25 protein-coding genes and 1 tRNA gene are annotated in these 25,751 nt (G+C 63.9%); 14 read left to right on the top strand and 12 right to left on the bottom strand.

Features of this window, described 5'->3' with window-relative positions:
- Nucleotides 1-21: 21 nt before the first annotated feature.
- Entirely contained in the window at nt 22-1,293 is a 1,272-nt protein-coding gene (locus XH88_RS00610) for an MFS transporter (RefSeq protein ID WP_271613494.1), read from the bottom strand.
- A gap of 255 nt (nt 1,294-1,548) precedes the next feature.
- Between XH88_RS00610 and XH88_RS00605 the strand changes: the two genes are divergently transcribed.
- The 10 genes from XH88_RS00605 (at nt 1,549) to XH88_RS00560 (ending at nt 12,626) form a co-directional block, all read left to right on the top strand.
- Nucleotides 1,549-2,874 carry a UbiA family prenyltransferase gene (locus XH88_RS00605; RefSeq protein WP_271613493.1) on the top strand — a complete coding sequence of 442 codons (1,326 nt, stop codon included), beginning with the start codon at nt 1,549-1,551 and terminating at the stop codon, nt 2,872-2,874.
- On the top strand, nt 2,874-4,601 hold the full coding sequence (locus XH88_RS00600) for a hypothetical protein (RefSeq protein ID WP_271613492.1): 1,728 nt from the start codon (nt 2,874-2,876) through the stop codon (nt 4,599-4,601). Before XH88_RS00605 ends, XH88_RS00600 begins: the two co-directional genes overlap by 1 nt.
- A gap of 153 nt (nt 4,602-4,754) precedes the next feature.
- Nucleotides 4,755-5,369, top strand: a complete 615-nt coding sequence (locus XH88_RS00595) for a ribonuclease D (protein WP_271613491.1) — start codon at nt 4,755-4,757, stop codon at nt 5,367-5,369.
- A 249-nt stretch (nt 5,370-5,618) separates the two neighbouring features.
- Nucleotides 5,619-6,341 (top strand): LPS export ABC transporter periplasmic protein LptC, encoded by a 723-nt coding sequence (gene lptC / locus XH88_RS00590; protein ID WP_271613490.1) that lies wholly within the window; start codon nt 5,619-5,621, stop codon nt 6,339-6,341.
- A 5-nt stretch (nt 6,342-6,346) separates the two neighbouring features.
- Nucleotides 6,347-7,072, top strand: a complete 726-nt coding sequence (locus XH88_RS00585; protein WP_271613489.1) for an LptA/OstA family protein — start codon at nt 6,347-6,349, stop codon at nt 7,070-7,072.
- 217 nt (nt 7,073-7,289) lie between these two features.
- On the top strand, nt 7,290-8,291 hold the full coding sequence (gene lptB, locus XH88_RS00580; RefSeq protein WP_271613488.1) for an LPS export ABC transporter ATP-binding protein: 1,002 nt from the start codon (nt 7,290-7,292) through the stop codon (nt 8,289-8,291).
- Between the two features lie 90 nt (nt 8,292-8,381).
- Nucleotides 8,382-10,007 (top strand): RNA polymerase factor sigma-54, encoded by a 1,626-nt coding sequence (rpoN, locus tag XH88_RS00575; RefSeq protein WP_271613487.1) that lies wholly within the window; start codon nt 8,382-8,384, stop codon nt 10,005-10,007.
- 83 nt (nt 10,008-10,090) lie between these two features.
- Nucleotides 10,091-10,723, top strand: coding sequence for a ribosome hibernation-promoting factor, HPF/YfiA family (hpf, locus tag XH88_RS00570; RefSeq protein WP_271613486.1), 633 nt, complete (start codon nt 10,091-10,093; stop codon nt 10,721-10,723).
- Between the two features lie 197 nt (nt 10,724-10,920).
- Nucleotides 10,921-11,382 (top strand): PTS IIA-like nitrogen regulatory protein PtsN, encoded by a 462-nt coding sequence (gene ptsN / locus XH88_RS00565; RefSeq protein ID WP_008141251.1) that lies wholly within the window; start codon nt 10,921-10,923, stop codon nt 11,380-11,382.
- A 131-nt stretch (nt 11,383-11,513) separates the two neighbouring features.
- Nucleotides 11,514-12,626 carry a tetratricopeptide repeat protein gene (locus XH88_RS00560; RefSeq protein ID WP_271613485.1) on the top strand — a complete coding sequence of 371 codons (1,113 nt, stop codon included), beginning with the start codon at nt 11,514-11,516 and terminating at the stop codon, nt 12,624-12,626.
- A gap of 78 nt (nt 12,627-12,704) precedes the next feature.
- Here the strand turns inward: XH88_RS00560 and XH88_RS00555 are convergent, their stop codons facing one another.
- Nucleotides 12,705-13,343: a TetR/AcrR family transcriptional regulator gene (locus XH88_RS00555; protein WP_271613484.1), complete on the bottom strand. Its 639-nt coding sequence runs from the start codon at nt 13,341-13,343 to the stop codon at nt 12,705-12,707.
- Between the two features lie 282 nt (nt 13,344-13,625).
- Here XH88_RS00555 and XH88_RS00550 point away from each other — a divergent pair, with 282 nt between their 5' ends.
- The 3 genes from XH88_RS00550 to XH88_RS00540 are packed head-to-tail and all read left to right on the top strand — an operon-like array spanning nt 13,626 to nt 17,188.
- The gene (locus tag XH88_RS00550) at nt 13,626-14,429 is read left to right on the top strand and encodes an SDR family NAD(P)-dependent oxidoreductase (protein ID WP_271613483.1); all 804 of its coding nucleotides are present in this window, start codon (nt 13,626-13,628) and stop codon (nt 14,427-14,429) included.
- A gap of 33 nt (nt 14,430-14,462) precedes the next feature.
- Nucleotides 14,463-15,593: a DUF5938 domain-containing protein gene (locus XH88_RS00545; RefSeq protein WP_271613482.1), complete on the top strand. Its 1,131-nt coding sequence runs from the start codon at nt 14,463-14,465 to the stop codon at nt 15,591-15,593.
- Nucleotides 15,594-15,649: 56 nt separating this feature from the next.
- Entirely contained in the window at nt 15,650-17,188 is a 1,539-nt protein-coding gene (locus tag XH88_RS00540; RefSeq protein WP_271613481.1) for an AMP-binding protein, read from the top strand.
- 89 nt (nt 17,189-17,277) lie between these two features.
- Here the strand turns inward: XH88_RS00540 and XH88_RS00535 are convergent, their stop codons facing one another.
- From XH88_RS00535 to XH88_RS00500, 8 genes are all read right to left on the bottom strand, one after another.
- Complete coding sequence (locus tag XH88_RS00535) at nt 17,278-17,550, bottom strand: DUF1150 domain-containing protein (RefSeq protein WP_271613480.1); 273 nt, start codon at nt 17,548-17,550, stop codon at nt 17,278-17,280.
- Nucleotides 17,551-17,600: 50 nt separating this feature from the next.
- Nucleotides 17,601-18,026: an Hsp20 family protein gene (locus tag XH88_RS00530; RefSeq protein WP_209964972.1), complete on the bottom strand. Its 426-nt coding sequence runs from the start codon at nt 18,024-18,026 to the stop codon at nt 17,601-17,603.
- Nucleotides 18,027-18,272: 246 nt separating this feature from the next.
- On the bottom strand, nt 18,273-19,358 hold the full coding sequence (locus XH88_RS00525) for a sn-glycerol-3-phosphate import ATP-binding protein UgpC (protein ID WP_271613479.1): 1,086 nt from the start codon (nt 19,356-19,358) through the stop codon (nt 18,273-18,275).
- Between the two features lie 4 nt (nt 19,359-19,362).
- The gene (gene ugpE / locus XH88_RS00520) at nt 19,363-20,211 is read right to left on the bottom strand and encodes a sn-glycerol-3-phosphate ABC transporter permease UgpE (RefSeq protein ID WP_271613478.1); all 849 of its coding nucleotides are present in this window, start codon (nt 20,209-20,211) and stop codon (nt 19,363-19,365) included.
- A gap of 1 nt (nt 20,212) precedes the next feature.
- Nucleotides 20,213-21,094 carry a sn-glycerol-3-phosphate ABC transporter permease UgpA gene (gene ugpA / locus XH88_RS00515; RefSeq protein ID WP_271613477.1) on the bottom strand — a complete coding sequence of 294 codons (882 nt, stop codon included), beginning with the start codon at nt 21,092-21,094 and terminating at the stop codon, nt 20,213-20,215.
- A 66-nt stretch (nt 21,095-21,160) separates the two neighbouring features.
- Nucleotides 21,161-22,477 (bottom strand): sn-glycerol-3-phosphate ABC transporter substrate-binding protein UgpB, encoded by a 1,317-nt coding sequence (ugpB, locus tag XH88_RS00510; protein WP_271613476.1) that lies wholly within the window; start codon nt 22,475-22,477, stop codon nt 21,161-21,163.
- Nucleotides 22,478-22,725: 248 nt separating this feature from the next.
- Entirely contained in the window at nt 22,726-23,943 is a 1,218-nt protein-coding gene (locus XH88_RS00505; RefSeq protein WP_271613475.1) for a CaiB/BaiF CoA transferase family protein, read from the bottom strand.
- A 187-nt stretch (nt 23,944-24,130) separates the two neighbouring features.
- Entirely contained in the window at nt 24,131-24,556 is a 426-nt protein-coding gene (locus tag XH88_RS00500) for an organic hydroperoxide resistance protein (protein WP_271613474.1), read from the bottom strand.
- 158 nt (nt 24,557-24,714) lie between these two features.
- On the opposite strand from XH88_RS00500, the gene XH88_RS00495 reads away from it, so the two are divergent.
- Nucleotides 24,715-25,173 carry a MarR family winged helix-turn-helix transcriptional regulator gene (locus XH88_RS00495; protein ID WP_271613473.1) on the top strand — a complete coding sequence of 153 codons (459 nt, stop codon included), beginning with the start codon at nt 24,715-24,717 and terminating at the stop codon, nt 25,171-25,173.
- Nucleotides 25,174-25,189: 16 nt separating this feature from the next.
- Here the strand turns inward: XH88_RS00495 and XH88_RS00490 are convergent, their stop codons facing one another.
- Nucleotides 25,190-25,426: a GIY-YIG nuclease family protein gene (locus tag XH88_RS00490; RefSeq protein WP_271613472.1), complete on the bottom strand. Its 237-nt coding sequence runs from the start codon at nt 25,424-25,426 to the stop codon at nt 25,190-25,192.
- A 227-nt stretch (nt 25,427-25,653) separates the two neighbouring features.
- Nucleotides 25,654-25,729 (bottom strand) — tRNA-Ala (locus tag XH88_RS00485).
- Nucleotides 25,730-25,751: the final 22 nt, after the last annotated feature.

Raw genomic sequence — 25,751 nt, 5'->3', positions numbered from 1 at the left:
TTCGGCCAAAAGGGGCCGCCCCTAGACCACCCGTTTCCCCGTCCGCTCCGCCACCGATTTCTGCACGAAATACATCGCGACCATCGTGATGAGCGTGGTCGTGACGACGACGTAGCCGATCCGCTCGAAATGAAGCAGCGAACCGTCGGGCTGCTGCGAGATGATCGCGGCCGCGAGCACCGAGCCGAGGCCGCCGGAGAGCTGTTGGAGCGAGGCGCTGATGGCGCTGAACGAGCCGCGCTGGCTCGGATCGGGAATCGCCGACATCACCGCCTGCGACGGGATCATGCGCGAGAAGATGCCGATGAACAGCAGCACGTTGACGGTGATCGCGGTCACCAGCGAGACGTGGCCGAGATGGGTGTAGATCAGCACCATGAGCACGGTCATGGCGCAGCCGAACACGAAGGTCGGATATTTGCCGAAATTGTCGGCCGCGCGGCCGACCAGCGGGCCCGTGACGATGCTGAACAGGCCGGAGACCAGATAGATCGTTGGCAGGTGCACGATGTCGATGCCGATATTGTTCACGGTGAAGGCGCTGGAGAACGGCATCAGCATGTAGCCGCCGGTCGCCAGCAAGGTCGTGACCGCAAATGCCAGCGTGTAGCGCGGCTCGAACACGGTCGCGACCAGATGGTGGAACGGGTTTCTGTCCTGCTTCAGCTTCAGATGCGCATCGACCGGCTCCATGGCGAAGGCGATGATGGCGATGGTCACGATCGCAAGGCCGACGATCGCGGCAAAGCAGACATGCCAGCTCCAGCGATTGGCGAGAAACAGCCCGGCCGGCACGCCGAGCACCTGGCTCGCGGCAAAGGCGGTCTGGACGAATCCCATCACTCGGCCGCGCAAATGCAGCGGAAACAGGTCGGTGACGATGGCGAGCACGACCGAGCCGATCACGCCGCCGAACAAGCCGGTCACGACGCGGCCGAGCAGCAGCACATGGTAGTCCTGCGCGACGGCGCAGAGCGCGGTGCCGAGCGTGAAGCCGGTATAGAAGAACAACAGCAGCCGCTTGCGATCGAACCGGTCGGCAAAGCCGGCCGCCAGGATGCCCGACAAGCCGGCGCTGAACGCATAGGCCGACACCGCGACGCCGAACTGCGCGGCCGTGATGTTGAGCGAGGGCATCATGATGGCGCCGAGCGGCGACATGATGATGAAATCGAGAATGATGGTGAACTGCGCGAATGCGAGCAGCGCCACCAGAAGTGACTGATAGCGCGTAAAGCCGCGCTGGCGTTCCTGCTGATCGTCGATCGGCGCGGCGAGCGTCTGGTCTGTCATGGCACCTGAGGCGTGAAGAGAAGCTGGCCTCAGATAGGATTGGCGCGAGCGATTTCCACCGCCGCGTGCATCAAGTTCCGCTGGTATATCGCGACCGCGCCGGATTGTGTGATCCGTGCAACAGCTTGGCGGCCGGCCCCTTCCCTGGCCGGTTAAGCCGCCCTTAGCCAATCCCGCCTAGGCTCGCGGCCGTCCTTTTTCCGCCTCCGGCCAGCCTATGGACCGGCGTCTGGCGGCAAGTCAGAGCGTTTTCGGATGGAGCAGCCCGTCAGGCAGTACGATTCGCGCGAGACCGCGCCGCAGGCCGCCCCGGCGCAGGCTCGCACGCTCGTGATCGATCTCGAAGGCGCGCTGCTGCGCTCCGAGCTGCTGATGGAGGCGCTGTTCTCCAGCCCTGCCCGCATGCTCGCCCGCTTCGGCGCGGGCGGCCGCGCCGGCATGGCGGCGCTCACGGAGATCCTGGCACGCGCCGAGCTCGACTACGCCCACCTGCCCTACGATGCCGACATGCTGAACCAGGCGCTGGCGGCGCGGGCGCGGGGCGCGAAGATCTTTCTGGTCGCGGGCCGCTTCGCTGCCCATGCCGCGGGCATCGCCGCGCATCTCGGTTTCGACGGCGTGGTGACGCCCTCGGATCTTGCCGCCGGCGATCGTCTGCCGTTCGATCCCGCCGCGATCGAGCGTATCGACCGCGCCAGCCGCGGCCGCGCGAGCTTGAAGACCTGGGCGAAGGCGCTGCGGGTCTATCAATACGCCAAGAACACGCTGCTGTTCGTGCCCGTCATCACCGCGCATCAGATCAATCCTGCCACGCTCGGCACGACGCTGCTGGCGTTCCTGGCGTTCTCGGCCTGCGCGTCCGGCGCCTATCTGATGAACGATCTGCTCGATCTCGCCGCCGACCGCCAGCACCCGACCAAGCGCCATCGCGCGCTTGCGGCCGGCGATTTGCCGATCTCGTCGGCGCTCTCGGCGATCCCTGTGCTGTGGGGCTTTGCGCTCGTCGCCAGCCTATGCATCTCGCCGCTCTTCCTCGGCGTGCTCGCCGCCTATCTCGCCACCACCATCGCCTATTCGCTCGTGCTCAAGCGCAAGATGCTGGTCGACGTCGTCACGCTCGCCGGCCTCTATTCCTTGCGCATCGTCGCCGGCGCGGTCGCGGCCGGCGTCGTGCTGTCGGAATGGCTGATGGTGTTCTCGCTGTTCGTCTTCACATCGCTCGCGCTGATCAAGCGCTTCAGCGAGCTCAGCATGCGCCAGGGCGAAGGCCTTTCCGATCCGTCCAACCGCGACTATCGCATCAGCGATTTGCACGTCATCGCCGCGATGGCGGCCGCGAGCGCCATGAACGCGGTGACGGTGTTTGCGCTCTATGTCTCCTCCTCTGCGGTCACGCCGCTCTACAGCCGGCCCTGGATGCTGTGGCTGCTCGCGCCTTTGCTGCTCTACTGGTTCGGCCGCGCCCTGATGATCGCGCATCGCCGCGAGATGCCGGATGATCCGATTCTCTATGCCTTCCGGGACGGCGCCAGCCGCGCCACCGTGGCGGCGATGGTCTGCATCATGCTGGCGGCGATCTGATGAGCCTCGCGACATCGAGCCTGGCTACGGCGGGCCGGAGCAGTTTGCGGGCGCTCTCGCCTGCGATCGTGGATACGCTGGTGATTGCGGCGTTCGCCGCCGTGGTGTCCCTGCTGCGCACCGGCTTCGTCTTCGGCATCGAGAACAACCTGTTCCATTTGCCGATCGTCGCCGGACTCGGCAACGAGCCGCAGTTCCACGATGACGCCTTCATCCAGTCCTTGCGCTATTTCGCCTCCGGCGTCTGGATCCTGTTGAGCGATACGCAGAAGGACGTGGGGCAGACGGAACTGCTGTTCTTCGTCCTGAATTATCTGTCGCGCCTGTTGTCTTTCGTCGGCTTCCTGTGCTGCGCTTCGCTGCTGGGCGTCGTCACGCGGCGCGACAAGATCGTCTTCAGCCTGATCCTGTGCGCGATCGCGTTCCTCGACGGTTACAGCCGGGTCGGCATGGGCGGATTGTTCGTGGATTATTTCACGCATTCCGAGATCGCCAACGGAACCGTCCTGCTCGCAATCTATTTTGCGGCGCGGCGATGGTTCATGTCGGCGGCCATCGCCTGCGGCGTCACCTTCTTTGTCAATGCCTTCGTTGCCGTCTGGCTGGCGCCGCTGCTGGTTCTCGTCGCGGTCAACGCGGTGGTTCAAGGCGAGACGACGCTGCGGACCGTCTGCTGGCGGACCCTCGGCGGCCTCATGATCTCGCTCCCGATTGCCTATCCGGTCCTGCATGCCGTGCTCAGCAATCCCGAGTTCGGCAAGCCGTCCGGTTTCGACTATCCGTCCTATCTTCGTGAATATTATGCCGGCCATTCGCTGATCTCGGCGGTCGATCTCGACAGCATCCTCGCGATGGTCGCGGTGATCGCCGCCGGCGCCGCCGCGTTTGCGTGGTTCGGACCCCGGGCGCGCGCGTTGCAGGCGGCCTATCTCGGCGCGCTCCTGGTCTATGCGGCCGGTATCGTCATTCCATTCGTCTCAAGCGCGAATCTCGTTCTCAATCTTCAACTGCTGCGCTCGGGGACGCAGATCTATCTGTTGGCCGGACTTGCCCTGGCGGCGCTCGCGACCAACTGGCTGAGCCGTGGCCGTGCGATGGCCTTCCTGCCGGGCTGCCTGCTGGTGCTTTGCCTTGGCATCAACGGCATCGCAATCGCGCTCGTCGTTCTGCTGGTTGTGGGCGTGATCCTGGCCAGGGGCGTGACGGACGACGTGCCCGCCTGGCATCGCCGATTCGGCTATGCGGCGTTGGCGCTGGCGGGCCTGGTGCTATGGCCGCTTGCGGTCTGGCAGAACGTCGCCGACAACCGCCTCTACAACGATGCGATCGGTGAGTGGAAGAGCCTCGGCGATTGGGCGAGCGCTGCGACACGGACCGATGCGATCTTCCTGCCGCTTCCTCATCGTCCGGAAACCGCGATGGCGCATCCCGCGGACCTCGCGCTCGCGCGCGTGAGCATCTTCGAATTCGTGGCGCATCGCCGCATCTGGGTCGACTACAAGCGCGGTGCCGCCGCGATGTGGACACCGTCCTACTACCGGATCTGGCACGAGCGGATGAGCGAGACGGAAGCGCTGGAGTCCCACGGGGCACGAATGGCCTACGCCGCGGGGCACGGCATCGATTACGTCGTCGACCGCTGCGAGACGTTGTCCTCGCAGCGTGACGTGGTGTTCCGGACCAGAAGGCTCTGCGTCTCGGCCGCCGAACGCGCGCCGGCCGGTTGAAATACGGTGCCGATGCTTGCGCCGGCCGTGACCAGCAGCTACATCGCGGCGCGCAAGGTTGCTGGCGGGTCTTCGACCCGGCCGGCTCTCGCCAGTTGCTGCTTGAGGCGGTAATTTGGTCCAGCGCAGATTAGATTGAAGGTTTGAAACGCCATGACCGTACGCCTGCATCGCGGCGACCTGCCCGATCTCTCCCGCTACACCGGCGCGGTGGCGATCGACACCGAGACCATGGGGCTCAACCCGCATCGCGACCGGCTCTGCGTGGTCCAGCTCTCGCCAGGCGACGGCAGCGCCGACGTGGTGCAGATCCCCAAGGGGCACACTGACGCGCCGAACCTGAAGGCCCTGCTCGCCAATCCCGCCAACACGAAGATCTTCCATTTCGCCCGGTTCGACGTCGCAGTGCTGTACCAGACCTTCGGCGTGATGACCGGCCCGATCTACTGCACCAAGATCGCCTCCCGCCTGACCCGCACCTATACCGACCGCCACGGCCTCAAGGACCTCGTGCGAGAGGTGCTCAATGTCGATCTCTCCAAGCAGCAGCAGTCCAGCGACTGGGGTTCCGACAGCCTGACCGAACCGCAGCTCGCCTATGCCGCCTCCGACGTGCTGCATCTGCATGCCCTGCGCGAGCGGCTGGATGCCATGCTGGTCCGGGAGGGCCGTACCCAGCTGGCCAGGTCCTGTTTCGACTTCCTGCCGACCCGGGCCCTGCTCGACCTCCAGGGCTGGGCGGAAGAGGACATTTTCGCGCATTCCTAGGCCGGTTTCGCCGTCATTCCGGGGCGGCTCGAAGAACCGAACTGGGAATCTCGAGATTCTCAGGTATGCAACTGCGCACCGTAGTTCGATGCCTTGCATCGCGCCGGAACGATTGAAGCACGCGGGCGGAGGCCGGCGCCCCGTTTCGGACACTTTCCTGCGGCCTCTCGCGGGCTGCATCTTCGGACGTTGCCGGGTACAATGGCGCGGCCTTCAACCGGACAAGGCGAGCGGCACCCTGGAGCAGCGGTGAATTCGGCCCAGAACCCCACCTATGACGCCGCGCTAGCGGCGAAGTTCGCCAGCGCGGCGCGCCACAGCCGCCTGGTGCGGATTCTGCGCATCGCGGTGCCGGCGACGGTGGCCGCGTCCATTGCCGCGATCGTCGCCGTCTCGACCTTCCTCAATCCCTTCAAGATCCCGATCAAGCTCGACTCCGGAAATCTCGTGGTGACAGGCACCAAGATCACGATGGAATCGCCGCACCTCTCCGGCTTCACCCCGGACCAGCGTCCCTACGAGCTATGGGCCAAGACCGCGACGCAGGACATCACCGACCCTGATCATGTCGATCTCAATGATCTGCGTGCAAAGGTGCTGATGGAAGACAGGTCGACCCTGCTGCTCGATGCCCGCACCGGCCGCTTCGACAACAAGCAGCAGCAGCTCGACCTGCACAAGGACATCTTCCTGCGCACCTCGACCGGCTACGAGGCGCGGCTCAATTCGGCTTTCGTCGACATGAACAAGGGCACGGTCTCCTCGGACGAGCGTGTCGACGTCAAGCTGACCAACGGCACGCTGACGGCCGATCGGCTGCGCATCACGGAAGGCGGTGACGTCATTCGTTTCGAAGGCAATGTCGTGATGCATCTGGACAAGATCAGCATGGATGACGCGACGCCTGCTCCCGTCGAGCAGCCCGCGCCGCCGCCGGCGAAGTCCCGGAACAAATCTGCGAACCCAAAGTGATTTTCATGGCCAATATTTTCCTGCGCAATGAATGGTGCGCGTTCCTCTGTACGGCTGGGCTTGCCGCGGGCCTCGCGCTGGGCGCAATGGATGCGGCGCGCGCGCAAGGCAGCATGCAAGGCGTGCCTAACGCGATGCAGGGCTTTTCGCAGAACCGCGATCAGCCGATCCAGATCGAAGCCGCCTCGCTCGAGATGCGCGACAAGAAGAAGGAGGCGACCTTCTCCGGCAATGTGAAGGTCGTGCAGGGCGACACCACCATGACCTCGAAGACGCTGGTGGTGTTCTATGAATCGAGCAGCGACAAGCAGGCCGCGCCTCAGGCGGCTCCTGCCAAGGGCGCGAAGGCAGCGCCGATGCAAGCTGCGACGCCTGGGCCGGGCGGCGCCTCCTCGATCAAGCGGCTGGAAGCGCGCGGCAACGTCGTGGTGACCCAGAAGGATCAGGTCGTGACCGGCGAGACCGCCGTGTTCGACACCAAGACCAACCTCATCACCATGGTCGGTGGCGCTGGGAGCCAGGTGGTGCTGACCCAATGCCAGAACGTGCTGCGCGGCGACCGCCTCATGGTCGACATGACCACCGGCGTCTCCCGGGTGGAGTCCGACAGCGGCAAGGTGCAGGGCCTGTTCATCCAGACCCAGGGCGGCTCGAACGGCAAATGCGGAACGCCCGTGACACCGGGCCCAGGTTCGCCCCTGCAATTGCCCGGTGGAAGTAAACAAAAGTGAATTCAATAAGTTGGCCCTGATGCGGCCGATCCGAGGTTGAAGCTTGCGCGGCGAGACTGTATCTAGCGCGCAGGGCTTTCGAAGCGGGGTCTGCCGCTTTTCGGGCGTGTTTCACTGCGCATGAGACATCCCTTCATTCATGCTGCGTCGGCGAATCGAGAGGCCGGCGCGACCGCGCGAGCACCGCGCAGGGTCAGTAGAAGGCTAGAAGGCGGGGATGGTCGATCTCTTCAGCATGTTCCGTCGGCGTCCCGCCAAGCGCGGCCGGCCAGGATTTGCCCGTCAGGACATCACCGCGCTCGGTGACAGCATCGGGGGCCTGGTGCCGAGCCCGGTGCGGGACGCGCCGCCGATTGCCCGTGACCAGGCCATGCAGGCTTCCGATCCCTATGGGGTCGAGGCCCCGCCACGGCCGCGTCCGGCCCCGGCGCAGCCTCCCAGGGCCAGATCCGGTTCCACATCGAACGGCTCCGGCGGGCCGCAGCTGTTGCGCCGGCCCGGCTTCCTGGCTGTGCATAGCGTGGAAAAGAGCTTTGGCAGCCGCCAGGTGGTGCGTGGCGTCAGCATCTATGTCCGCCGCGGCGAGGCGGTCGGCCTGCTCGGCCCCAACGGCGCCGGCAAGACCACCGTGTTCTACATGATCACCGGCCTGATCAAGGCCGATCGCGGCGCCATCGAGCTCGACGGTCATGACGTCACGAAGCTCCCGATGTACCAGCGCGCGCGCCTCGGCATCGGCTATCTGCCGCAGGAAGCCTCGATCTTCCGCGGCCTCACAGTCGAGCAGAATATCCGCGCCGTGCTCGAAGTGGTCGAGCCCTCGCGCAAGAAGCGCGAGCAGCAGCTCGACGAGCTGCTCGACGAGTTCAACATCACGCGCCTGCGGAAATCCCCGTCGATCGCGCTGTCCGGCGGCGAGCGCCGCCGCGTCGAGATTGCGCGCGCGTTGGCGACGCGTCCGAACTACATGCTGCTTGACGAGCCCTTTGCCGGCATCGATCCGATCGCGGTTGGCGACATCCAGGACCTCGTCCGCCATCTCACCAACCGCGGCATCGGCGTCCTGATCACCGACCACAATGTGCGCGAGACGCTCGGCCTCACCGACCGCGCCTACATCGTCTATGCCGGTGAAATCCTGACGGAGGGGACCCCTGACGAGATCGTCGCCGATCCCGACGTCCGCCGCCTTTACCTTGGCGAGGAATTCCGCCTTTAGCCCGTTTTTGCGTTTCGTCAAGGCGTGTACATCGGGCTCAGACTAAGATAAGCAAGAATTGGACCAATTTTCGGTAACGGTTCTTGTTAGATGGCGCTTTCGCAGAGATTAGAGTTCCGGCAATCGCAGTCGCTGGTCATGACGCCGCAGCTGATGCAGGCGATCAAGCTGCTGCAATTGTCCAATCTCGATCTCACGACCTTCGTGGAGGAGGAACTCGAGCGTAACCCTCTGCTGGAGCGGGCGAGTGACGAGGCCCCCGGCGAGGCTCCGGCCGAGGCCGGCCAGTTCAACGACCAGGATGGCGACGATTCGGGCAGTTCGGGCGACACTGACGGCTTTGGCGGCAGCGGCGAGGCCTTCGAGCCCGGCCAGGAAGAATGGATGAGCAAGGATCTCGGCACCCGCGCCGAGATCGAGCAGACGCTGGACACGGGCCTGGACAACGTCTTCTCCGAGGAGCCGGCGGAGGCGGCCGCGCGCAACGCCCAGGACGCTGCGCCCACCACCTACACCGAATGGGGCGGCGGTGCCTCCAGCGACGAGGACTACAATCTCGAAGCCTTTGTCGCGGCCGAGACAACATTGTCCGACCACCTTGCCGAGCAGCTGTCGGTCGCCTTCACCGGCGCGGCGCAGCGTATGATCGGGCAGTATCTGATCGACCTCGTCGACGAGGCCGGCTATTTGCCTGGTGATCTCGGTCAGGCCGCCGAACGTCTTGGCGCCTCGCAAAAGGATGTCGAGGACGTTCTTGCCGTGCTGCAAAAATTCGATCCGCCCGGCGTGTGCGCGCGCAATTTGAGCGAATGCCTGGCGATCCAGCTCCGCGAGCTCGACCGCTACGATCCCGCAATGCAGGCGCTGGTCGAGCACCTCGATCTTCTCGCCAGGCGCGACATTGCGAGCCTGCGCAAGCTCTGCGGCGTCGACGACGAGGACATCGCCGACATGATCGGCGAGATCAGGCGTCTCAATCCCAAGCCCGGCATGAAGTTCGGCTCGGCGCGGCTGCAGACCATGGTGCCCGACGTCTATGTCCGGCCGGGGCCGGACGGCGGCTGGCATGTCGAGCTCAACAGCGACACCTTGCCGCGCGTGCTGGTGAACCAGACCTATTATTCCGAGCTGTCGAAGAAGATCGGCAAGGACGGCGACAAATCCTACTTCACCGACGCGCTGCAGAACGCGACATGGCTGGTGCGCGCGCTCGACCAGCGCGCCCGCACCATCCTGAAAGTTGCAACCGAGATCGTGCGCCAGCAGGACGGCTTCTTCACCCACGGCGTCGCCCATCTGCGGCCGCTGAATCTGAAGGCGGTCGCCGATGCCATCCAGATGCACGAATCCACGGTGTCGCGCGTCACCGCCAACAAATACATGGCGACCAATCGCGGTACGTTCGAGCTGAAATATTTCTTCACGGCCTCGATCGCCTCGGCCGACGGCGGCGAGGCCCATTCGGCCGAAGCGGTTCGTCACCACATCAAGCAGCTGATCGATTCGGAAGAGCCGTCGGCGATCCTGTCCGACGACACCATCGTGGAACGGTTACGCGCTTCGGGCATTGATATTGCCCGCCGCACGGTCGCGAAGTACCGCGAAGCCATGCGCATTCCGTCCTCGGTGCAACGCCGTCGCGACAAGCAGAGCGCTCTTGGTAACGTCCTCTCCACCGCATTGTCCGATCGCTCCCGCAATCCCGAGCCGGCCTGATTGCGCTGGCGCGAAATCGCGCTACTCTCACCGTCCCATCGCGACCGATCCAAGCTGGGCAATCAAACCAAGCGAGGCATCACATGACTCTTCGGATTTCGGGCAAGAGCGTCAGCGTCGGCGAGGCCCTGCGTGGCCGCGTGACCGACCGGACTGAAGAGGTCCTGCGCAAATATTTCGACGGCAATTATTCCGGCCACATCACGCTGTCCAAGGACGGCTTCGGCTTCCGCACCGACTGCGCGCTGCATCTGGATTCGGGAATCACGCTCGAGGCCGATTCGAATGCGCCGGACGCCTATGCCAGCGCCGACCAGGCGCTGATCATGATCGAGAAGCGGCTGAAGCGCTACAAGAGCCGGCTCAAGGACCGCTCGGCCCGCAAGGCCCACGTCGCCTCCGCAGCCATGGCTGCGCTCGACGCCACCAGTTACGTGCTGGAAGCCCCCGGCGAGGGGGACGACGAGGACGAGGTCACCGGCTACAGCCCGGTGATCATCGCCGAGGCCACGACATCGCTGAAGCAGATGTCGGTCAGCGAAGCCGTCATGGAACTCGACCTCAGCGGGGCACCCTGCCTGGTATTCCAGCATGGCTCCTCGGGCCGGGTGAACATCATCTACCGACGGGCCGACGGCAATGTCGGCTGGATTGACCCGCCGGGTGCCAAACCGGACGGCAAAGCGGCGGTTAGGACCGAAACCGGGCCCCCGTAGCAACCACAGCCCTTAACAATGACCGGGCAAAGCCGCACGCGGCAGTTGGCACCGGGATTGCGTTGGAGTAGAAGCGCCCCACATCAGGAACGGGGCTAAGTGCGCCTCCTGCTTCATGTTATTGACGCCGGCTCAGCTTGGTCTATCAAGTTGGCCAATTCGGAACCTGACGGCTTCATTCACCTCGGAAGACTTCCATGCCGATTACCGATCTGGTCGCACCCGAGGCGATTCTCCCGGCATTGAAGGTCAATAGCAAGAAGCAGGCGCTCCAGGAACTCGCGGCCAAGGCCGCCGAGTTGACCGGGCAGAACGAGCGCTCCGTGTTCGAGGTGCTGCTCCAGCGCGAGAAACTCGGCACCACCGCGGTCGGCTATGGCGTTGCCATTCCCCACGGCAAGCTGCCCAAGCTGGAAAAGATCTTCGGCCTGTTCGCGCGGCTCGATCGTCCGATCGATTTCGAGGCGATGGACGGCCAGCCGGTCGATCTCGTCTTCCTGCTGCTCGCGCCCGAAGGCGCCGGCGCCGATCACCTCAAGGCGCTCGCCCGCATCGCCCGCCTGCTCCGCGACCAGGACATCGCCAAGAAGCTGCGCGCCTCGCGCGATGCCCAGGCGATCTATTCGGTGCTGGCCCTGCCGCCGGCGACCGCGGCGTAAGCCGTCTCCTTCCCGTTCGAACCGGCGCCGCGCCGTCTGCGACTTATTTGCAGCCGGGCGCTGTCGATCAGATCCGCACGCGCCCGGCTGCGCACGACGCGACCTCAGGGATTTGGCGCGGATTTTGAAAAATGATTTGCGGTTCGCTCGGCCGGATTTTCGGTCTCGTATGCTCCATCACCATTGCCGCAACCGTCGTGGCTCACCCTGACGACGCGTCAAACGATCGCGTCATCGCCGAGAAGACCGAGGTCATCGCAACCGATCCGACCAACGCAACGGCCTATGAGCTGCGCGGGGAAGCCTGGTACCTCAAGCACGACTGGAATCGCGCCTTTGAGGATTGCAGCGCGGCGATCCGGATCGATCCGAATTTCGGGCGCGCCTACAACTGCCGGGGCCGCGCCACGTCTGCCAAGGGCGATCGCGATCACGCCATGGCCGACTACAACGAGGCGATTCGCCTCGATCCCGGCTACGGGCCGTCCTATACCTCGCGCGCCCTCGAATATTTCAACAAGGGCGATTTCGATCTCGCGATCACCGGGTTCACCGAGGCCCTCGAGCGCAATCCCAAGCAAGCCTATTTCGCTCTCCTGAGGAGGGGCGAAGCGTACGAAGCAAAGGGCGATGCCGATCGCGCTGCCGCTGACTACAGCGAGGCCATGCAGCGCAATCCGACCGCCGGGGCGCCTTACGAGCTGCGAAGCAACATCTATGCTCGCAAAGGCGAGCTCGACGCAGCTCTCGACGATTGCAACAGCTCGGTGCGCCTGGAGCCCAACAAATCCGGCGGCCATTATTGCCGGGCCGTCGTTTTCCTGAAAAAGGGCGACGCTGATGCTGCCATCCGCGAGTTTGACGAGGTCACAAGGATCGCTCCGGCTTTCGTCGACGCCTATCTCATTCGCGCGATCGCGTGGCACAAGAAGGGCGACGATAAACGCGCCGTTGCCGATTGCGACGAAGCGATCAGGCTGCAGCCGACAAATGCGACGCCCTACAAACGCCGGGCCGCTGCATATCGCGAATTGGGAGAGTACGATCGCGCGCTCGCCGACTATGGCGAGGCGCTTCGAATCGATCCCAAGAACCAGGACACCCTGGTCAATCGCGGCCTCCTCTACATGCTGATGTCCGACTCCAAGCACGCGCGCGCGGATTTCAACAGCGTGCTCGCGCTGCCGCCGACCGACAAATGGGCCGTTGATACGGCGCGTGAAGGGCTTGGGTTTGTGAAGTGATGCGTGGCGTCTAACGAACCTGCATCTCCGCTCTCGTGCCCCGGACGCAGCGAAGCGCTGGCGCGCTGCTCGCGCGCATCAACAGACTGTCGGCAACAGGCGCCTGACCTCGTCGAGCAGTTCGGGAATCGCCGTCTTGTCATCCGCGAGATGCCTGAGCAGCGCACTCTGGAATAGACCGTCGAACAGCGCATAGAGCGCGGCTGGCGACGATACTGGGCGCTTGCCGCCGAGCTCGGCATAGCGCGAGGCGATCCGCCAGATCATTGCCTCCAGGCTCTTGTCGATCTCCAGTACATCCTTGCGAAACGCCGCCTCGAACATCGCCTGCGCGCGCAAATCGTACCAAAGCCGGTGCATGCGGGCTTCGTTCTGCAGTGTGGCCGCAAGCTTGGCGAGAAAGCCCTCCGTCAATTCGTCGCGGCTGGTTGCGGTCGCGACCACCTCGTCATATCGCGTCACGCATTTCGCCTTGTAGTGGCGGACGCAGCAGCAGATCAGGTCGAGCTTGTCGCTGAAGTAATAGTGGAACACGCCGTGCGTAAACGCCGAGTTCTGCGCGATCTCGCGCAGGCTGGTGCGTGCGAAGCCGAGCTCTCCAAGCGTTTCGAGCGCGGCCTCGGCCAGCTCGATGCGCCGCGCGTTGAACTTTTCGTCGCGCAGCACCTCGGCCGCTTCCGCCACACGTCGGGCCGCCCCCGTCACCTGCCGCGCCATCCCGTTCCTTCCTCAGTCCCGTTCTTTCACCGGCTTATACCGCGTCGACCGCCTGATAGCTCCACTCCTCCCAACCACGTTCCTTGACATCTGTCAAATTCCTTCTTGACAAGTGTCAAGTTTCTGGCCGAGGTTGCGCGCCAAGAATTTGGACAGTCGTCAAGACGTCCGATCATGGAGGAAACGCTTCGCTGAGCGCAGCCGAATGGCCCGCGCCCATCGACCTGACGTGCGCGCGTTTGACGCTGCACGAATCAATCACCAGCAACGGAGGAGTGCGTCATGAGTGGGAAGAGCCTTGCAGGCAGGAAAGCCCTGGTCACCGGCGGTGCCCGAGGGATCGGCGCGGCGATCGCACAGGCGTTGGCGCGCGCCGGCGCCTCGATCATGATCGCCGACATTCTGGAAGAGGCCGGCCGCGCCAGTGCGGACGCGATCGCAACGGATGAGGTCGCGACGGGCTTCGTCCAGCTCGACGTCGCCGATGACGCGCAATGGGAGCGGGCGGTGGCCAAGACTGTCGCCACCCTCGGCGGCTACGACATCCTCATCAACAATGCCGGCATCGAGATCACGTCGCTGATCGCCGAGGTCAAGGCCGAGGACGCGCGGCGGATGTGCGACGTCAACATCGTCGGCACCGTGCTCGGCATGAAGCACGCCTTCCGCGCGATGCGACCGGGCGGACCGGCGGGCAAGGGCGGCGCGGTCGTCAACATCGCGTCTGTCGCGGCGACGATCGCCTTTCCGAGCATCGCGGTCTACTCCGGCACGAAGTCCGCGGTCGATCGCATGACGCGTGTCGCTGCGATGGAAGCCGGCAAGCTCGGCTATGGCGTCCGCGTCAATTGCATCTATCCGGGCCTGATCCCGACCGACATGGGCCTGCAACTCGCCAATGACATCGTGAAAATCGGCCTCGCGCCCGACGTCAATGCCGCGGTCGGCTCAGTGGTGGAGCAGACGCCCCTCGGTAAGCTCGCGGAGGTCGGCGACATCGCCGACGCCGCGGTGTTCCTGTGCTCGAACGAGGCGCGCTTCATCACCGGCATTGGCCTGCCGGTCGATGGCGGCATGGGCATGTAGCAAACCTGACATCGAACATCCCGGAGGAAAGCAATGAGCGCGAAGAAGCCCGTCATCGTCTATGGCGCGTCCGGCTACACCGGCCGGCTGGTCTGTGAATACCTGCGCGAGTACAACATTCCCTTCATCGCCGCCGGCCGCAGCGCCGAGAAGCTCAACGCCGCGATGAAGACGAACGTGCCCGGCATCGAGACCGCCGACTACGAGGTGGTGGAAGTGCCGCACACCGTGAGTGCGCTGACGGAGTTGTTCAGCGGCGCCTCGGTGGTGCTCAACACCGTGGGCCCCTTCGCCAGGTTCGGCAGCGAGGTGGTGCAGGCCTGTTGGGCTGCCCGATGCCACTACACCGATACGACTGGCGAGCAGGACTGGCTGATCACGCTGGACCAGGAGTGGGGCACGAAGTTCGCCAATGCCGGCCTGCTGTTGTCGCCCGGCATCGCGCAGATGTACACCACCGGCGAGATTGCCGCGCAGCTGTGCCTGGAGACGCCGGGCCTCGATACGCTTGACATCGCCGTGTTCTGGGGCGGCAGCCCGACCATTGCCTCGACGCAGACCATCCTCGTCAACGCCGCGATGGCCAAGGCCTATTACCTCGAGCAGAACAAGTACGTCGAGCACCAGCCCGACGCCGGCCTCATCAATCTCGCCATCCCCGGACAACATGAGCTCGCGCTGGCGCTGCCTTGGGGTGGTACCTCGCACCCGGTGTGGTTCAAGCGCGATCCGCGCGTGGCCAACGTGAAGGTGTTGGGCGGTGTGTTCAACCGCGCGCTGATGCTGGGCGTGCCGCAGATCGTCGCCGCCGCGCTGGAGGCGACCAAGAATTTGAACCCCGACGATCGCTACGCTGCGCTGGCCCAGACCGCTGCGGGCGTCATGAACACGATGCCGCCGCGCGAGAACCCGCGCGTCAACAAGTCGCTGGATTCGGTGCATGCCTCCGGCCCATTGGGACGCGCGCACTGCATCATCTACGGCAACAGCAACTACAAACAGACCGGCATGCTGCAGGCCTACGCGGCCGCGCATCTGCTGCAGCAGCCGCCGAAGCGGGTCGGTTTCGCTTCCGGCTGCCAGGCATTCGGCCACCGCGAGCTGCTCGGCCAGCTCCGCAGCTTCGGGCTGGTCAGCAAGCCGATCCTGACAGTGAACGAATAGGCAGATCGCGGGTGGCGCGGTTCTCCGCGTCACCCGCTTCCGCTTCAGGAGCGATCATGCGCTTCATCGACTATCTCGATAAAGGTGCTTCCCTTGGCGCTGACGCGCCGTGCCTCACCATGGATGGACGCGACCTCAGCTATCGCGACGTGCAGCGATTGAGCTACCGGATCGCGCGCGGGCTCGACCGATCGGGCATTGCTGCGGGCGAAAAGATCGCAATCCTCTCCGGAAACGATCCGCGCGCATTCGCTTGCGTGTTCGGCATCTCACGCGCCGGTGCGGTCTGGTGCCCCATCAATCCGCGCAACGAGACGGCGGAGAATGAATTCATTCTCGACCAGTTCGATTGCTCTGCGCTGCTGTTTCATTCGAGCTTCGCGCCGATGGTGGAGGCGGTCCGGTCTGACCTGCCGAAGCTGCGCGTGCTGGTCTGCCTCGATGCCGAGCTGCCGTTCGCGCCGTCGTTCGACGGCTGGCTCGCCGGCCTCGCCGACGATCCCTACCAGCGCGAGACGATCGATGATCTCGCGATGATCCCGGGCACCGGCGGCACCACGGGCAAGCCGAAGGGCGTCATGCTCTCGGGCCGTAACATCGAAACCATGTCGGCGTTGACCTTGATGGGCTATCCGTTCAAGGGGCGCCCGGTCTACCTCGCATTGGCGCCGCTGACGCACGCCGCCGGCGTGCTGTGCTTCCCGATCATGACGCTCGGCGGCCGCATCGTCATCATGCATCACCCCGACATCGGCGAATTCCTCGATCTGATCGAGCGCTTTGGCGTCACGCATACGTTCGTGCCGCCGACCGTGATCTACATGCTGCTCGATCATCGGAGGCTCGACACGGCGAAGCTCGGGTCGCTGCAATGCTTCTGGTACGGCGCGGCGCCGATCTCGGCCACGCGGCTTGCGGACGCGCTGCGGCGCATCGGGCCGATGGCGCAGTTGTTCGGCCAGACCGAGGCGCCGATGATGATTTCGATGATGTCCCCCGACGAGCACTACAATGCCGACGGCACGATCGCGATGCCGCGGTTGGCCTCGGCAGGGCGCATCAGCCCGCTGGTGCAGGCCGGCATCATGGATGCGGACGGCAATCTGCTGCCATCGGGCGAGCGCGGCGAGATCGTGGTGCGCGGGTCGCTCGTGATGGAGGGCTACTACAAAAATCCCGACGCCACCGCGGAGGCATCCGCGCATGGATGGCATCACACCGGTGACGTCGGCTACATCGACGGCGACGGTTACCTCTACATCGTCGACCGCGCCAAGGACATGATCATATCAGGCGGATTCAACGTCTATTCGATCGAGGTCGAAAACGCGTTGCGTGCGCACGAGTCTGTGCAGGACTGCGCCGTCATCGGCCTGCCCGACGACAAATGGGGCGAACGCATCGTCGCCGTGGTGCAGCCACGCGCCGGCCAGCGCGTCGATGCGACCGCATTGGCCGCTTTCGTCAAGCAGCGGATCGGCAGCGTCAAGACACCGAAGCAGATCGAGATCTGGGACGACCTTCCGCGCTCCAAGGTGGGCAAGGTGCTGAAACCGGGCATCCGCGCGCGGTTGGCAGATCGCTCAGGCGAGTAGCGGGCGCCTGGCGCAAAAAATACGCGGGCCACCTCGATTAAGGCATGCCCGCGTATTCGAATTCGTCAATTGAGCGCGTTAAGCGCGTGTCAGTGCACGCTCACGGCTTGCAGCTCGTTGCTCCAGGCGTTGGCGATCGCGGCTTCGCGGCTGTCGGTCAGCATGATCGGCGTGCCGTCGGCGGCGTGGAGTGCGAACAGCTTCAGGCCGGGCGCAATCTTCGGCGCCTCGGGGAACAGGTCCGGTACGTCCTCGGAGCGGATCTGCTTCACATAGGCGATATGGCCTTCGCCAAGGGTTGCCAGCGTCTCGGGCGAGACGGCCTTGGCTTCGTATTCGAACGCAACGTGACCTTCACTCATGGTCTCGACTCCTCTAACGAACTAAGCGGTCGAGTCCGCTACTCGTTCCATTATTCGTGCTCATTGATAGCGATTGTCTTAACGATCCTCTCCGGTTCGGGCCGGGCGAGGTCGATCGACAACAACCCGTTCTTCAGATCCGCACCCAGCACCAGCATCCCCTCCGCCAGCACGAAGGTGCGCTGGAAGTGGCGCGCGGCGATGCCGCGATGGATGTATTGCCGGGACTTGTCGTCCTGCTGCCGCCCGCGGATCACGAGCTGGTTTTCCTCAATGGTTACATCGAGTTGGTCGCGGGTGAAGCCGGCGACCGCCAGCGTGATGCGCAAGCGCTCGGGCTGGCCCTCCGATCCGCTGCACCTCTCGATATTGTAGGGAGGGTAGCCGTCGGCGCCTTTGACGACACGGTCGAGCACGCGCTCGATCTCGTCGAAGCCCAGAAGAAACGGACTGGATAACGTGGGAACACGAGACATAGTTTACAAAGTCCTCTCGAAGCGACTTTGGTGTTTCGGGGCCCGATTGAGGCACCCCTTGGTCAGCAATATGGGCATATCCCCCTGCGGGTTCAAGGACGTAGCGGAGGGCTGTGGATTCACTGCTTCGGCCCTCGCCCGGCAATGAGGAATCGGGGAGCGATTTATCCCAATGAAAACAGCGCCCCCTCTACTGTGCATGGGGTTGTTTTCGCGAATCGTGCCGGCCGGCGCCTTCGGAACCGGTCAGGCTTCGATCCGCTTGCGCCCGTCGCCGCTGAACAGATGCAGCTTGGAGCGGACTGCAGCGACGCGGATCTTCTGGCCGATGGCAGGCGCCTCGGTGCCGGGAATCCGGACGATGACTTCGCCGGGCGGCAGCTCGCCCGGGGTGGCCGCCACGCGCTGGTCTTCCTGCTCGCGGGAGCCGTAGACGAAAGTTTCGGCGCCCACGCGCTCGATCGCTTCCACGCTCAGGGACAAGGCAACGCCGCCCGATGGCGTCTGATCGGTGATGACGAAATCCTCAGGGCGAATGCCGAGGATGCCGGCCTCGCCCGCGTTGCCGCCGAGCTGCGACTTGATCTCCTCAGCGCGCGTCGACATCAGGTTCATCGGCGGCGCGCCGATGAAGGAGGCGACGAACGTCGTTGCCGGCTTCTCGTAGATGGCGAGGGGATTGCCGACCTGCTCGACCTGGCCGCCGTTCATCACCACGAGGATGTCGGCGAGCGTCATCGCCTCGAGCTGGTCGTGGGTGACGTAGATCGACGTCGTGTTGAGCCGGCGCTGCAGTTTGCGAATCTCGACGCGCATTGCGATGCGCAGCTTGGCGTCGAGGTTGGAGAGCGGCTCGTCGAACAGGAACACTTTCGGCTGGCGCACGATGGCGCGGCCCATGGCGACGCGCTGGCGCTGGCCGCCGGAGAGCTGTCCCGGCTTGCGGGTGAGCATCGTCCCGAGCTCGAGAATGCGTGCGGCCTCCTCGACCCGGGTCTTGATCTCGGCTTCCTTCATGCCGCGATTGCGCAGGCCGTAAGCCATGTTGTTGAAGACGCTCATATGCGGATAGAGCGCGTAGTTCTGGAACACCATCGCGATGTCGCGGTCGGCCGGCTCGACCTGGTTCACGACACGGCCGCCGATGTCGATCTCGCCGGAGGTTATGGTTTCGAGCCCCGCGACCATTCTGAGCAGGGTCGACTTGCCGCAGCCCGAAGGGCCGACCAGCACGCAGAACTGCCCGTCGGCGACATCGACGTCGACGCCCTTGATGGCCTCGAAGCCATTGGGATAGGCCTTTCTGACATTGCGCAGCGTAACATTGGCCATGGGCCTATTTCTCCGTCTCGATCAGGCCCTTGACGAACAGGCGTTGCAGCAGCACGACGACCGCCACCGGCGGCAGCATCGCGAGCACCGCGGTGGCCATCGCGACCGACCATTCGGTGAGTGCGTCCTTCACGTCGATGATCTTCTTGATGCCGATCACGATGGTCTGCATGTCGTCTCGCGTCGTGATCAGCAGCGGCCAGAGATATTGGTTCCAGCCGTAGATGAAGAGGATCACGAACAGCGCGGCGATGTTCGTGACCGAGAGCGGCAGCAGCGTATCGAAGAAGAAGCGGATCGGGCCGGCTCCATCCATCTTCGAGGCCTCGACCAGTTCCTTCGGCACCGTCATGAAGAACTGCCGGAACAGGAGCGTCGCGGTCGCCGATGCGATCAAAGGCAGGATCAGGCCGGAATAGGAATCCAGCATGTGCAGGTCGGACGTGATCTTGTAGGTCGGGAAGATACGTACCTCGACCGGCAGCATCAGCGTGATGAAGATGGTCCAGAACGTCGCCATCCTGAACGGGAAGTTGAAGAACACGATGGCATAGGCGGAGATGATCGAGATCGCGATCTTTCCCAGCGCAATCCCGACCGCCATGACGAAGCTCGACAGCAACATGCTGCCGACGGGCTCGCGCGTGGTCCTGCCGGTGCCGGAGACGATGGTGTTCCAATAGGTCTCGAACGCGTGGCTGCCCGGATAAAGCGGCATCTGGCCGTTGGCGATGACGGTGTTGTCGTGGGTGGAGGCGATGATCGCGAGGTAGACCGGGAAGGCGACCACGATCACACCTGCGATCAGCACCAGGTGAGGCAGCAGATTTCCAAAGCGTCGATGCTCGACCATTTCAGTAATGGACCTTCTTTTCGACGTAACGGAACTGGATCGCGGTCAGCACGATCACGATGATCATCAGGATCACCGATTGCGCCGCCGATCCGCCGAGATCGGAGCCGGCCTTGCCGTCCAGGAACACCTTGTAGACGAGCGTCGATGTGGAGCCGTTCGGCCCGCCCTCGGTCGCCGTGTCGATGATGCCGAGCGTGTTGAAGAAGGCATAGGTGATGTTGACGACGATCAGGAAGAACGTCGTCGGCGACAGCAGCGGGAATACGATGGTCCAGAACCGCCGCGCCGGCCGCGCGCCGTCGATCGCCGCCGCCTCGATCACGCTCTTGGGGATCGACTGGAGGCCGGCGAGGAAGAACAGGAAATTGTAGCTGATCTGATTCCAGACCGCGACGATGACGATCAGGATCATCGCATGGTTGCCGTTGAGCACCGGATTCCAGTCGATGCCATTACGCTGAAGCGCGCGCGCGATCATGCCGAGGCCGGGCTGGAACATGAAGATGAAGAGCACGCTCGCGACCGCAGGGGCGACCGCATAGGGGATGATTAGGAAGGTACGATAGATCTGCACGCCCGCGATGTTGCGGTTCGCCATGACGGCGAGCAGGAGACCGATGGCGAGCGAGAAGAACACGACGAGCAGCGAGAAGAAGAAGGTGGTGCCGATCGCGTGATAATATTCGGGCGTCTTCAGCAGATTGACGTAATTCTCGAACCAGACGAACTCGGTCGAGAGTCCGAAGGCATCCTGCACCAGGAAGGATTGCCAGACGGCCTGCGCGGCCGGCCAGTAGAAAAAGATCAGGGAGATCGCAAGCTGCGGGAACACCAGGAGGCAGGCGAGCAGCCTGCCTGAAAATATCGCCCGGTTCTCCATGAAGCCCCCGCCTCACTCCTTGAAAGTCGTGGCTGCGGACCGTCCGCAGCCACGACTGATGCGATCCTACTTGGTCGCGGTCCGCTCGAACTGACGCAGCATCTGGTTGCCGCGCGAGACCGCCGCGTCGAGCGCTTCCTTGGCCGACTTCTTGCCGGCGAGCGCCGCCTCGATCTCCTCGGACCAGACGTCGCGCATCTGCACCATGCCGCCGAAGCGCAGGCCGCGCGAGTTCTCGGTCGGCGGCTTGTTGGTGAGCTCCTTCAACGGCACTTCCAGGATCGGGTTCTTCTCGTAGAAGCCCGACGCCTTGGTCTTCTCGTAGGCCGCCTTGGTGATCGGCAGATAGCCGGAGACCTCGTGCAGATAGACCTGGCGGTCGGTGTCGGACAGGAAGGTGAAGAACTTCGCGATGCCCTTGTACTCTTCCTTGGACTTGCCGCCCATCACCCACAGCGAGGCGCCGCCGATGATCGAGTTCTGAGGCGCATCCTTGGCGTCCGGGAAATACGGCATCGGAACGGCCGTATAGTTGAACTTCGCGTTCGCCTTGACGTTCGGATAGAAGGCCGACGACGTCATGTAGAGCGCGCATTCACCCGACGTGAAGCGGCCTTCGCCGGTGTTGGTGCGGCCCGAATAGTCGTAGCTCTTGTCTTTCTGCAGCTCGACGAGGTTTTCGAGCAGCTTGGTCTCGAGCGGGTTGTTGAATTCGAGCACGGTGTCGAAGCCGTCAAGTCCGTTGGCCTTGGTGCCGATCGGAATGTTGTGCCAGGCCGAGAACTGCTCGATCAGGCCCCATGTGATCCAGCTCGAGGAGAAGCCGCATGTGGGGCTCGTCGCGTGCAGCTTCTTGGCGTCGGCGAACACCTCCGGCCAGGTCTTCGGCGGCGCCTCGATGCCGGCCTTCTTCAGTGCGTCGAGATTGACCCACATCACCATGCTCGACGAGTTGAACGGGAACGAGAGCATCTCGCCCTTCGCGGTCGAATAGTAGCCTGTGATGGCCGGCAGATAAGACTGCGGGTCGAATTTCTCGCCTTGCTCCTTCATGAGATCGGAGACCGGCTTGATGGCGCCCTTCGCAGCCATCATGGTCGCGGTGCCGACCTCGAACACCTGCATGATGCCCGGTGCATTGCCGGCGCGAAACGCCGCGATGCCCGCATTCAGCGTATCGGCATAGCTGCCCTTGAACGTGGGCACGATCTTGTAATCGCTCTGCGATGCATTGAAGTCGTTCGCAAGCTTGACCACGACGTCGTTGTTCGGACCCGTCATGGCGTGCCACCACTGGATCTCTGTCACGGCATGCGCCGGAGAGGCCGCAAGACCAAGCGCGCCTGCAAGAGCAGCGGCCGCACCGAATTGTCGAAAAACCATCAAAATACCTCCCCCTCTGGGTCGCCATTACGGTCGCTTGCGCTAGCAGCGCCATATGACGTTCACATGACTGTGTAAGCGGCCGAAACGAAAGCGGCAAGCGCTGGAAAAGGGAAGCCATCAAATAGGCGAACGCGCCGCGTGCAGGCTCCTCCGTTCGCGGTGCACATGCGTGCCCGCCGCACTGCGGCATCGCTCAAATCATTCTTCACCTCTCCCGCTTGCAAGCGGGAGAGGGAGTGTATCGTCTAACGCTTGCGCTCTGGGCCGCAGACCGTGCCCTGCGCGATCATCGCGTCGATCTCCGCCTTTGAGTAGCCGAATTCGCCGAGCACCTCCTGGGAGTGTTGACTGAACTTCGGCGGCAGGCGGCGCAGGCTCGGCTTGCTGCGATCGAGCCGGATCGGCGAGGCCACGCCCTTGTACCAGTCCTTCTCGATGATATCGCCGCGCGCGATCGTGTGCGCATTCGTCAACGCCTGGTCGATCTTCTGCACGGGCCCTGCCGGCAGGCCGGCGGCGAGCAGGCGATTGCACAGCGGCTCGGCCTCGTGCTGGCTGAACACCGCAGCAAGCTCGGCGCGCAGCGCCTCGCGATTGGCGATACGGTCCTTGTTGCGGGCAAAGCGCGGATCGGTGCCGAGTTCCACCTTGCCGATCTCCTTGCAGAGCTTGCGGAAGGTGCCGTCATTGCCGACGCCGATGAAGATGTTGTCAGTCTTGGTCGGGAAGATCGCATAAGGCACGAGGTTCGGATGCTCGTTGCCGGTGAGGCCGGGCGGCTTGCCATGCATGAAATAATTCGCGGTGTGCGGATGCATGATGGCGAGGCCGGTTTCGTACAGCGTCGTCTCCAGGAACTGACCCTTGCCCGAGCGCTGCCGCTCCGACAGCGCCATCAGGATGCCGATCGCGGCATAGAGTCCGGTGGTGATGTCGACCAGTGGCACGCCGATCCGCATCGGCCCGCTCTCGACCGAGCCCGTCGCGGCGATCATGCCGGTCATGGCCTGGATGATGGCGTCATAGCCGGGATTGCCGCCGCGCGGCCCGTCGGCGCCGAAGCCGCAGATCCGGCAATGCACGAGGCGCGGAAATTTCTTGCTGAGCACATCGTTGCCGATGCCCCATTTCTCCAGCGTGCCCGGCTTGAAATTCTCGATCAGGACGTCGGCCGTCTCCAGCATCTTCAGCAGCACCGCGCGGCCGCCCTCGGAAGCGAGGTCGAGACCGATCGAGCGCTTGTTTCTGTTGATGCCGATGAAGTAGGCCGCGTCTTCCTCGTGGAAGGGAGGGCCCCATTCGCGCACCTCGTCGCCTGCGGGCGGCTCGACCTTGATCACGTCGGCGCCATGGTCGGCGAGGATCTGGGTGCAGTAGGGACCGCCGAGCACGCGCGTGAGATCGATGACGCGCAGTCCGCTCACTGCGCCCATTGCTGCTCCAGAACTGGCGGCTTCGGTCATGCCTTCGCTTCCTCTGTGTCGATATTTCACCAGAGGCGTAGCGGGGTTCGGACGCGCCAGCAATGGCTTGACGCGTGGAGGCGTATGCGTCGCCGCGTCATCCCGCAGCGTGGCAAATCAAGATTTGGGAATCTCGCGGAAGCGGCCGGCCCGAGGGGGATCCCGGGCCAGCCAATCCACCCTTGGATCAGACGACCGTCAGGCGAACGTCGACATTGCCGCGCGTCGCGTTGGAGTACGGGCACACCTGGTGCGCCTTCGCGACCAGCGCCTCGGCATCTGCGCGGGACAGACCCGGCAGCGAGACGGCGAGATCGATGTCGAGGCCGAAACCACCTTCCGAGCGTGGCCCGATGCCGACGGTCGAAGTCACAGAGGTGTCCGCCGGAACCTTGGGGCCGCCCTGCGAGGCCACGAACTTCATCGCGCCGATGAAACAGGCAGCATAGCCCGCCGCAAACAGCTGTTCGGGATTGTTGCCGGCGCCGCCGCCACCACCGAGCTCCTTCGGCGTGGTCAGTTTGACGTCGAGCGCGCCGTCGAGGGTCGCAGCATGGCCGTCGCGGCCGCCGGTGGCTTTTGCGCTGGTCTTGTAGAGGACGTTCACGGACATTTTCGTCTCCTCATGGGGGCTTTCGGGTTGGGGTGCGATCTATATCGCAGGCAATTAGATTGTGCGCAATTGAAATTCGCATGCCTCACATTTAATTGTTCGCAATTGAATATGCGCCCGCCCGGCCCCAGAATGAGGCAAATCCCGTGAGATTCTCGATGTCCCGGAAATTATCGACGCTGGATCCGCAACGCCTCGACAACCAGATCTGCTTCGCAGTCTACTCCGCCGCGCACGCCTTCAATCGCGTCTACAAGCCGTTGCTCGACAGGCTCGGCCTGACCTATCCGCAATACCTCGTCATGCTCGTGCTGTGGGAGCGCGACGACGTGCCGGTGAAGGACATCGGCGAGAAGCTCTTTCTCGATTCGGGGACGCTGACGCCGCTGCTGAAGCGGCTCGAAGCGGCTCATCTGGTCAAGCGCACGCGCTCGAGCGAGGACGAGCGTCAGGTGCTGATCGCGCTGACGCCGCAGGGACACGCCCTGAAGGAAAAGGCGCGCAGCGTCCCGCAGTCGATCCTGGCTGCGTCGAACTGCACCGTCTCGGAGCTGGTGGCGATGAAGGACGAGATCGTCGCGCTGAGGGATCGGCTGAACGCGGTGATTGGGGAGTAGCGGCGGATACGCGCGGTTAGAAATGTTTCTTGGCGAACGCGTGACCAGAGCCAGATTTGAGATATCGCTCGAATGCGACAGCGCGTGCGGCGTCATTGAAGGCGAAATAGGTTCGAATTCGCCAAGGGCCGTATTTTGACGTGTGAGGCACCTCGCCGGCGTTGTGTTTCGCCAGGCGCGCCCGCAGATCGTCAGTGATGCCAGCGTAGAAGTGCTCGGAGTCGAGACTTTCGAGGATATAGACGTATTTCATTCTGCTTCCTCCCCAGAGGGTAGGATAGCAGCTTCGAGACACGTTTAGGATGTTGTCAGAGATAGTGCGAACAGTGTGGATGTCGGCCCCAGTCTCGCCGTTGCCCTTCGGGCTATGGCCCCAGTCTCGCCGTCGCCCTTCGGGCTATGGCGAGACAGCCTTCGCTCACTTCGCTACGAGGGACTTCCCGGGCTTGCCCAGCCGAAGCTCGCGAAGCGAGCGAAGGCTGGTGGAGCCAGGCGGGATCGAACCGCCGACCTCTTGCATGCCATGCAAGCGCTCTCCCAGCTGAGCTATGGCCCCTTAACCCTTGGAGCGATCCCTG

Origin of the sequence: Bradyrhizobium sp. CCBAU 51627 (assembly GCF_028128765.1) — a bacterium.
GTDB lineage: Bacteria > Pseudomonadota > Alphaproteobacteria > Rhizobiales > Xanthobacteraceae > Bradyrhizobium.
The sequence above is the reverse complement of the archived record's forward strand: the minus strand, read 5'-3'. Positions and strand labels throughout refer to the sequence as shown.